The sequence below is a fragment of the Streptomyces sp. AcH 505 genome (genome assembly GCF_000818175.1).
Lineage (GTDB): Bacteria > Actinomycetota > Actinomycetes > Streptomycetales > Streptomycetaceae > Streptomyces.
Genome location: NZ_JTIY01000001.1, coordinates 5,588,487 through 5,597,300, shown reverse-complemented (window position 1 = coordinate 5,597,300; position 8,814 = coordinate 5,588,487). Strand labels below are relative to the sequence as shown.

General features: G+C 72.0%; 7 protein-coding genes. All 7 read right to left on the bottom strand.

All coding sequences use genetic code 11. From position 1 onward, the window contains the following. The coding region (locus HY68_RS25165) for an LD-carboxypeptidase (RefSeq protein WP_041992629.1) at positions 1-631 on the bottom strand (631 nt) is incomplete at its 3' end. Further along, on the bottom strand, positions 628-2,643 hold the full coding sequence (locus HY68_RS25160) for a prolyl oligopeptidase family serine peptidase (RefSeq protein ID WP_041992626.1): 2,016 nt from the start codon (positions 2,641-2,643) through the stop codon (positions 628-630). The genes HY68_RS25160 and HY68_RS25165, both read right to left, overlap by 4 nt. A gap of 13 nt (positions 2,644-2,656) precedes the next feature. Next, on the bottom strand, positions 2,657-3,976 hold the full coding sequence (locus tag HY68_RS25155; protein WP_041992622.1) for a M20/M25/M40 family metallo-hydrolase: 1,320 nt from the start codon (positions 3,974-3,976) through the stop codon (positions 2,657-2,659). Then, entirely contained in the window at positions 3,969-4,802 is an 834-nt protein-coding gene (locus HY68_RS25150) for a M55 family metallopeptidase (RefSeq protein WP_041992619.1), read from the bottom strand. The genes HY68_RS25155 and HY68_RS25150 overlap by 8 nt, the downstream gene beginning before the upstream one ends. 117 nt (positions 4,803-4,919) lie before the next feature. Then, complete coding sequence (locus HY68_RS25145) at positions 4,920-5,639, bottom strand: class I SAM-dependent methyltransferase (protein ID WP_041992616.1); 720 nt, start codon at positions 5,637-5,639, stop codon at positions 4,920-4,922. Between the two features lie 107 nt (positions 5,640-5,746). After that, positions 5,747-8,200: a SpoIIE family protein phosphatase gene (locus HY68_RS25140; RefSeq protein ID WP_041992613.1), complete on the bottom strand. Its 2,454-nt coding sequence runs from the start codon at positions 8,198-8,200 to the stop codon at positions 5,747-5,749. Between the two features lie 135 nt (positions 8,201-8,335). Then, the coding region (locus HY68_RS25135) for a carboxypeptidase-like regulatory domain-containing protein (RefSeq protein ID WP_157874458.1) at positions 8,336-8,814 on the bottom strand (479 nt) is incomplete at its 5' end.

Sequence of the window (8,814 nt, the reverse complement as noted above, 5' to 3'; positions counted from 1 at the left end):
GCCCGCCCGCCGCGCCGCCCCGCGCGTGCGGGGTGCCCAGGTCGGCGGCGAGCAGGCTGACGCAGCCGCCGAGCGTGACACCGGCCGCCCGGCCGGGGACGAGTCCGCCGGCCGTCCCCAGCCCCAGGGTCCGTACCGACTCGGGCTCGAACAGCGTGGCGCGCAGCGACTCCTGGGTCGCGGCGTCCTTGAGGAAGGTCACGGCCGCCGTCATCGGACCGTGCAGGGTGACCAGCCCGAGCCGGGCGGCGAACGCCTCGTGCAGGGCGGTGACGTCGCTGTAGCCGACGAAGACCTTGGGGCCGGCGGCCCGCATGGCGGACCAGTCGAGCAGCTCGGCCATGCGCTGCACGCCGTAGCCGCCGCGTGCGCAGAACACGGCGGAGACGGACGGGTCGCACCACGCCTCGGTCAGGTCGCGTGCGCGGTCCTGGTCGGTGCCCGCGAGGTAGCCGAACCGAGGGTGGGTGTCGAGGACATGGGGCGCGACGACCGGGTCGAGGTCCCAGCCGCGCAGGATGTCCAGGCCGCTCTGCAGCCGCTCCTCGGGCAGCGGCCCGCTGGGCGCCACGACGGCGACCTTGTCGCCCGCGCGCAGCCGGGCCGGCCGGATCAGTGCGGTGACGGTCACTTGCGCAGCTCCAGTCGCGGGACGTCCGGACGGTCGAAGCCGAACGTCTGTGCGTACAGGGACAGTTCGGCTTCGAGGGAGCGGATCAGGGTGTCCCGCATCCGGAAGCCGTGGCCCTCGCCCTCGAAGGCGATGTACGCGTGCGGTACGCCTTTGCCCTCGATCGCCGCGAGGAAGCGGTCGCACTGGACGGGCGGGCAGATCACATCGTCCAGGCCCTGGAGCAGCAGGAACGGCGCGCTGACCCGGTCGACGAGGTGCACGGGCGAGCGGTCGCGGTAGCGGTCGGGAACCTCGGCGAGCGGTCCGATCAGGGATTCCAGATAGCGCGACTCGAAGTCGTGCGTCCCGTCGGCGGCCCAGTCGGCGAGATCGAGGATGGGGTAGAGGATCGTGCCGCAGGCGTAGACGTCGCTGGTCGTCAGGGACGCCGCTGTCGTCCAGCCGCCGGCACTGCCGCCGCGTACGGCGAGCCTGGCCGGGTCGGCGCTGCCTTCGGCGGCCAGCGCCTCGGCGACGGCCGCGCAGTCCTCGACGTCCACGACGCCCCACTGCTCGCGCAGCCGCTCGCGGTACTCCCGTCCGTAGCCGGTGGAGCCGCCGTAGTTGACCTCGGCGACGCCGATGCCGCGTGAGGTGAAGTAGGCGATCTCCAGGTCGAGGACGAGCGGGGTGCGGCTGGTGGGGCCGCCGTGCGCCCACATCACGAACGGCGGCAGCTCACCGTCGGGCGCGGTGTGGGTGGGGCTGTGCGGCAGGTGCACATGGGCGTGGATCTCCCGGCCGCCGGGCCCGGTGAAGACCCGCGACTCGGGCCGGGAGTAGTACGCGGGGTCGACGGGATCGTGGTGCGGCGAGCCGATCACCCGGGAGTGGCCGGTGAGCGTGTCGAGTTCGACGATCTCGAAGCCGGTGTGGGCTCCGGCTGCGACGCCGATCACCCGGCTGTCCTGGACGGCGAGGGTGGAGGCCCATTCCGTCCAGGGCCCGACGGCGTCGACCAGTTCGCCGCTCTCCGGGTCGAGGATGCCCAGCGCGTTGGCGCCGGTGCCGTGGATGACGGCGATCAGCCCGTTGCGCAGCGGGTGGAACCACTGGAGGCCGATCTTCCACAGCGGCCCGCCGAACTCCTCGGCGCCGCGCGGGGACAGGACCGTGGCGGCGAGCGGCCCGGCACCGGCGGCGGGTGCGGCGAGGGCGTCGGGGCGGATCCGCTGGAGCTGCCACCAGTTGTCGGGGTCGGAGACGAACAGCAGCGAACCGTCCGGCGCCCAGTCCACCTGCGCGACGGACTCGCCGGTCCCGCCCGCGACGGACCTGACGCCGGTGAAGGGACCGGTCTCGCCGGCCTCGCCGAGCATCACCTCCGTACCGTCCCAGGGCATCCGGGGGTGGTCCCAGCCGAGCCAGGCGACCCGCAGGCCGTCCGGGGACAGCCGGGGCCCGGTGACGAAGTGGTGCCGGTCGTCGGAGAGTTCACGCACGGCCGTACGGTCGTCGGCCGCCGAACCGTCGAGCGGTACGGCGGCGATCACCCGCCGTACGTCCGTGGGGAGTTCGCCGGTGAACTCCTCCAGCACGCACCAGACCTCGCCGCGCTCGGACCTGAGCACCGGGTCGACCCAGCGCAGCCCGCCGCCGGTCGGCGACAGCGGGGTGAGCGGCCGGGGCTCGGCGGCTGCCGCCGGCTCGTACACGTACAGCCGCTGGTCGGGGAAGTGCACGAAGACGACGAGCGGGCCGCCGTCGGGGCGCGCCTGCGCCGCCCAGGGGGCGCCGCCGTACTCGATGACCCGGCTGCGTACGTTCCACGGGGCCGGTAGCACCGGCTCCTCGTGTCCTTCCGCCGTCCGGCGCACCAGCGCCCGCCTGCCGCCCTCGGCGGGGCGTGGTTCGGTCCACCACACCTCGTCGCCCACCGCCCCGACGAATTCGGGGCGGCCGTCGTGCGAGGCGGCCAGTGCGGCGTCGATCGGCGAGGGCCACGTTCCGTAGGCGCCCGTGGTCAGCATGTGGCGGCTCTCCCTATGCGGTCTGCAGATAGTGGTCGAGGACCCGGACGCCGAAGTGCAGCGCGGAGACGGGTACCCGTTCGTCGACGCCGTGGAAGAGCGCCTGGTAGTCGAAGCCCGGTGGCAGCTTGAGCGGCGAGAAGCCGTAGCCGGTGATACCGAGCCGGGAGAACTGCTTGGCGTCCGTGCCGCCCGACATGCAGTACGGCACGGTGTGCGCGCCGGGGTCGAAGCGCTCGACGGCGGCGCGCAGTTTGGCGAACGTCGGTGAGTCGACCGGGGCCTGGAGCGCGATCTCCTTGTGGTGGAACTCCCACTCCACGTCGGGTCCGGTCAGCCGGTCCAGGGTGGCGCGGAACTCCTCCTCGCCGCCCGGCACCATCCGCCCGTCGACCAGCGCCGTCGCCTGTCCCGGGATGACGTTGACCTTGTAGCCGGCTTCGAGGACGGTCGGGTTGGCGCTGTTGCGTACGGTCGGCTCGACGAGCGCCGCCGCGGGGCCGAGCTTGCCGAGCAGCCCGTCCGTGTCGAAGTCCGGCGCCTCGACGTCGGCCTCGATGCCGTGCAGCGCGGCGAGTTCCCGCAGGGCCGCCCGCACGGTCGGGGTGAGCCTGACCGGCCATTCGTACTCGCCGATCCTGGCAATGGCCGCTGCGAGCCTGCTGACCGCGTTGGCGCGGTTCACCTTCGAGCCGTGGCCCGCCTTGCCGTGCGCGGTGAGCTTCAGCCAGCCGGTGCCCCGCTCGCCCGCGGCGATCGGGTAGAGCGCCATGCCGGGGCCCGCGTGGAAGGTGAAGGCGCCGGACTCGCTGATGCCTTCCGTGCAGCCGTCGAACAGCTCGGGGTGGTGGTCGGCGAGGAAGCCCGAGCCGTCGACGGCGCTGGCCTCCTCGTCCGCGGTGTAGGCGATGACGATGTCCCGGCGCGGCCTGATCCCTTCCCTGGCCCAGGCGCGGACGACGGCGAGGACCATCGCGTCCATGTTCTTCATGTCGATGGCGCCGCGCCCCCACACCACGCCGTCCTTGACCTCACCGGAGAAGGGGTGCACCGACCAGTCGGCGGGTTCGGCGGGGACGACGTCCAGATGGCCGTGGACGAGGAGCGCCTCGGCCGAGGGGTCGGTGCCCTCGATCCTGGCGACCACGTTGGTGCGGCCCGGGGTCCGTTCGAGAAGCGTGGGTTCGATGCCGGCGCCGGCGAGGCGCTCGGCCACATATTCGGCCGCCGGACGTTCCCGGCAGTCGCCGCTCCCTCGGTTGGTGGTGTCGATACGGATGAGCTCGGAGGTGAAGGTGACCACCTCGTCCAGCGCCGTCTGCATGTCAGCCATACTGCTCCTCCACCGCGGACGAGACGATCGTGGTGACCGCCTTGAACGTGCGAATGCCCTCATACATCGTCCCGCTCGTGTACGCGACACGCCGTTCGCCGCTGGGGGTGACCCCTGGGACGACGGTGGCGGCCGCCGCGAGATGCGCGGCGTCGAACTCCAGCTCCACGGTGAAGGTCTTGCCGGTCACCGGCTCATGACGCACGGCCAGCGCCGTCGCCTCCTTCGCGGCGGCGCGGATGTCGGCCGCCGTACGCGCCGGGGTGCGGCAGACGGCCGCGTAGCGCGAGACATGGTCCTTGACCGCGACGCTCCGGGCCCGCGGTGCGTAGCCCGCGGCGTCCTCGCAGGTCAGGTCGTCACCGGTGACGAGCACCACCGGGACGCCGTACTCGGCCACGACATGGGCGTTGAGCAGCCCCTCGCTGGCCCGGACGCCGCTGAGCCAGACGCCGGTGATGGAGTTGGCGAGGTAGGTGTGAGCAAGGACACCTTCGGTGCCCGCGCCGGTGTGATAGCCGACGAACGCGATCCCGTCCACGTCCCCGTGCTGGACGCCTTCGACCATGGAGAGCGACTTGTGACGGCCCGTGAGCATCTGGACGCGGTCGTCGAGGCGCTCCAGGAGCAGATTGCGCATGCTCCAGTGCGCCTCGTTGACCAGCACCTCATCCGCGCCGCCGTCGAGGAAGCCGAGCGCTGCCGCGTTCACGTCCGAGGTGAACAAGGAGCGGCAGCGCTCCCACTGGGGTGTGCCGGGCAGGACGTCGGCCGGCCAGGTCACACCGGTCGCGCCCTCCATGTCGGCGCTGATGAGGATCTTCATGGCGGAAACCGTACGCGCCCCGGTGTGGCCGATCCAGCCCTGTGGAAAACTAACGGTGGTCTAGACCTCTAATGCGACCCGCACGGCCCACGACCAGCACCTTCACCAACCGCCGGCTCACTCGCGGGCGAGAACGAACCACCGGGCCGGCAGATCGATCCTGGTGCCGTCCGGCAGCCGTTCCGTCATCGGCAGCGCCGTGTCCCCGCTCGCCAGGATCCGCAGGCCCGCCGCGCGCAGCAGCTCCGGCACCTCCTCGTCCGCCGCGCCGGCCGGCTTGAGGCCGTGCTCGAAGACCCGGCGCAGCTTGGCGGGCGGTCCGCCCGGCGACTCGGCGGCGCCTTTGAGCACGCCCTGCGCGGCCGGGGTGAGTTCGACCACAAACGCCCGGCCTTTCACGCCGAGCAGCCCGGCCACGGCCGCAGCGACGGCCGGCCGGTCCTGCGGCTCGCTCTGATGGATCACGGCCCGCATGTAGACGTTCGTGTCGCCGGTGCGCTCCCCCAGCGCCCGGACCGCTTCGGCGTCGACCAGATCGAGCTGTTCGTACTCGGCGGCCTTCTCCGGGTCGGCGCGGCGGGCGTGTTCGACCGCCGCGTCCGACAGGTCGACCCCGATGGCGCGGGCGAAGAGGGTGGCGAGATAGCGCGTCTGCGTGCCACTGCCGCAGCCGAGGTCGACCACGGGCAGCGCGGTGTCGGCGTGCGGCAGCAGCAGTTCGCTGTGCGGGACGGCGGAGAGGCCGGCTTCCGCGTCCCACATCGCCTCGCCCGGCGCGTCCGAGGTCGTCCGCCAGAAACCTTCCCATGACTCCCGGTAGCGCTCCGAGACGTCCATACGGCCTCCCATGTCTGGTTGTGAGGCACCGGACTACCGTCGCCGCCGGGCGCCGGGCAAGTGGGCGGGGGCCACTCGGCTCAGACGTTCGACCCGAAACGTACTTTTTACGCCAGAGCCTGCTCGAACCACACCGTCTTGCCGTGGGTACCGGTGCTGCTGCCCCACTCCCTGGCGAGTCTGCTGACCACCCGCAGTCCACGGCCGATCTCGTCGTCCGCCCCTGCGTCCCGCAGGGCGGCGGGCGCCGGTTCGTCGTCGGTGACTTCGCAGAGCAGGGCGTCGGTACGCACCAGACGCAGCCCGATATGGCGGCACTTGCCGTGGTGCACGGCGTTGGTGACCAGCTCGCTGACGAGCAGTTCGGCGGTCTCCACCGCTTCCGGCAGCTCCCAGTCCAGCAGTCTGCCGTGCACCAGCCGTCGGGCGCGGGCCACCTCCCGTGGGTCCAGGGCCAGTTGCCACTCGGCCACATCGTCGGCCGGAATGCCGTTCAGCCTCGCCATCAGCAGGGCCACGTCGTCGTCGCGCCCTTCTCTGGTGTTCAGGGCGCGGATGATCGTGTCGCAGGCGGTGTCCATCGAGGCGGCGGGATGGGCGGCGTGCTCGCACAGGGCGGCGAGCCCTTCCCCGATGTCCTGGCCGCGCACCTCGACCAGACCGTCCGTGCACAGCACGAGCCGGTCGCCGGGCGCCACCGAGTAGGTCGCCGTCTCGAAGGCGACACCGCCGACGCCGATGGGCGCACCGGTCGGCGGGTCGAGCAGTTCGGCGCAGCCGTCGGCGGCGCGTACCAACACCGGGGGGATATGGCCCGCGTTGGCGATCTGCAGCTCGGACCTGATCGGGTCGTACACCGCGTACAGACAGGTGGCCAGATACCGCTCGCCGAGCCGCTGCGCCAAGTCATCGAGATTACGGAGCAGTTGGGCGGGCGGCAGCTCCATCGTCGCCATCGTCTGGACGGCGGTGCGCAGCTGGCCCATCATCGCGGCCGAGTTGAGCCCGTGGCCCATCACGTCACCGACCACGAACGCCGTTCGTGAGCCGGGGAGTTTGACGGAGTCGAACCAGTCGCCGCCTATCCGGCCGAGCCGGGTGCCGGGCAGGTAGCGGGTGGCGATGTCGCAGCCCGCCATGTGCGGGGCGACCGTCGGCAGCATGCTGTCCTGCAGTGTCTCGGCGACATTCTCCTGATGGGTGTACATCCGGGCGTTGTCGAGCACGAGCCCCGCCCTGGCGGCGAGTTCGGCGCCGGTCGTCCGGTCCATGTCGTCGAACGGCGCACGGTCGCTGCGGCGCATCAGCACCATGAAGCCGAGCACCACGTCGCGCGCCTTCAGCGGTACGAGCAGCAGGGAGCGGTTGTTGATCAGCGGCCGCAGGTCCCGCTTCTCGAACTCCCCCGAGATACGGTCCCCTTGCTCCTCGCTGAGCCGGGGGATCAGTACCGGTTCGCCGGTGACCATGCACTGGAAGAACGGTGTGTGCCGGGGGAAGGCGATGGCCTCGCCGACCGGGACCGTGTCGTCCCAGCGGCCCGGTTCGTCGTTGTGTTCGACCCAGACCCGGTGCCAGACGGTGCTCTCGTCCGGCACCCCTTCGGGGAACCCCTCGCCCGCCAGTACGGCCGCCCGCAGATGTGTGCCGGCGAAGTCGGTGAACCGGGGCACGGCGGCGCTGGTCACCTCCCGGATGGTGCGTTCCAGGTCGAGCGAGGACCCGATGCGTCCGCTGATCTCGTTCAGGAACTCCAACCGCTCACGGACGGCGGCGTATTCGAGATCCGTCTCCGGTCGGGGCGCCGGCCGTCGCGTGGCGGCGGCTGGCCCGGCGAAATCCGGCCCCGCACCGGCCTGCCCGGCACCCGGCTGTCCCGCGCCCGCACGCGCGGCGCCCTGCCGGCCGTCCGGCCGCTGCGGCACTCCCCAGTCCGGGGTGACGGGCACCTGGGCGTGCCGGCTGAACTCCAGCACCGGATAGCCCAGTTCGAGGACCTGCGAGGTGATGCGGGTGGCCTCGGCGGGGCCCATGTTCGGCAGGATGTCCGGCAGCCTTCTGGCCAGCCCGTTCCCGTCGGGGAACTCGGTGTGCGCGGCGAAACCGGGCGTGATCCGCTGGGCCGCCGCGTCCTCCCCGGTCGTGCCGCCGCTGAACTGCCGCGCGTCGGCGGCCAGTACGAGATGGCGCCCCGTGCCGGGGCCGACCAGCGGGTAGGACCACCAGAGCACGTCGAGCGGATCCCGGCCGGGCTCGGAGACCTTCGCCCGCCCCGCCGTGGGGTAGGCCGCGCGTCCGTGCAGCTCGGGACCCAGCTCGTCGGCCGCGTCGTACAGGCCGTGGACCAGCCCGTGTTCGTCGTCGGCGAAGGCTCCGGAGACCGGCATCAGGTCGCCGGCCTGCTGACCGACCGCCTCTTCCTTGGAATGGCCGAAAAGTCTCCGTGCGCCGGTGGACCAGTGCGACACCTGGCCGTCCGCGTCCACGACGACCACGGCGAGCGGAATCCGGCCGGCCGCGGCGAACTGCTGCGGCAAGCCCGGCGGAAAGCCACTGTCCATGGGTGGAAGGCTCCTTCCATGCCGCCAGGATCTGCGGCTTCACCCACCACGGTACGGCCCTGCACACGCGATCCGCCGGGCAATGAACTAATAGGTGGTGCGCCCGCGCACGGCAAATTATTGACTGAAATTCAGTCAGTCCTCGTGGCCCAGTTGGAGATCCCGTTCGGTGCGTCCGCCGCCCGCCACCTGGAGCACCGTGGCGACCGGCGGATAGCCCGCCGCGATCACCGTGTACTCGCCCGACGAGAGGTCGACGAACCGGAAGGTGCCGTCGGCGTTGGTGGTGAGGGTGTCCACCACGTTCCCCGCCGCGTCGAGCAGGGTGACCCGGGCGTCCTCGACCGGCCGGCCGCCGCCGGCCCGTACCGTACCCCGCAGCACCGCGCCGCCCGCCAGCTCGATGTCCTGCCGGGTCTCCCGCGACGCCTGCACACTGACCGGCAGCGCTGCGGGGCGGAAGGCGGGGGCGCTCGCCGCCAGGGTGTACTCCCCCGCGACCAGCTCGGCGATCACATAACTGCCCTCACGGCCGCTGCGGGTACTGGCCACCACCTCGCCGCGCACGTCCGTCAGCGTCACTGCCGCGTCCCGTACAATATAGATCGGAAGAG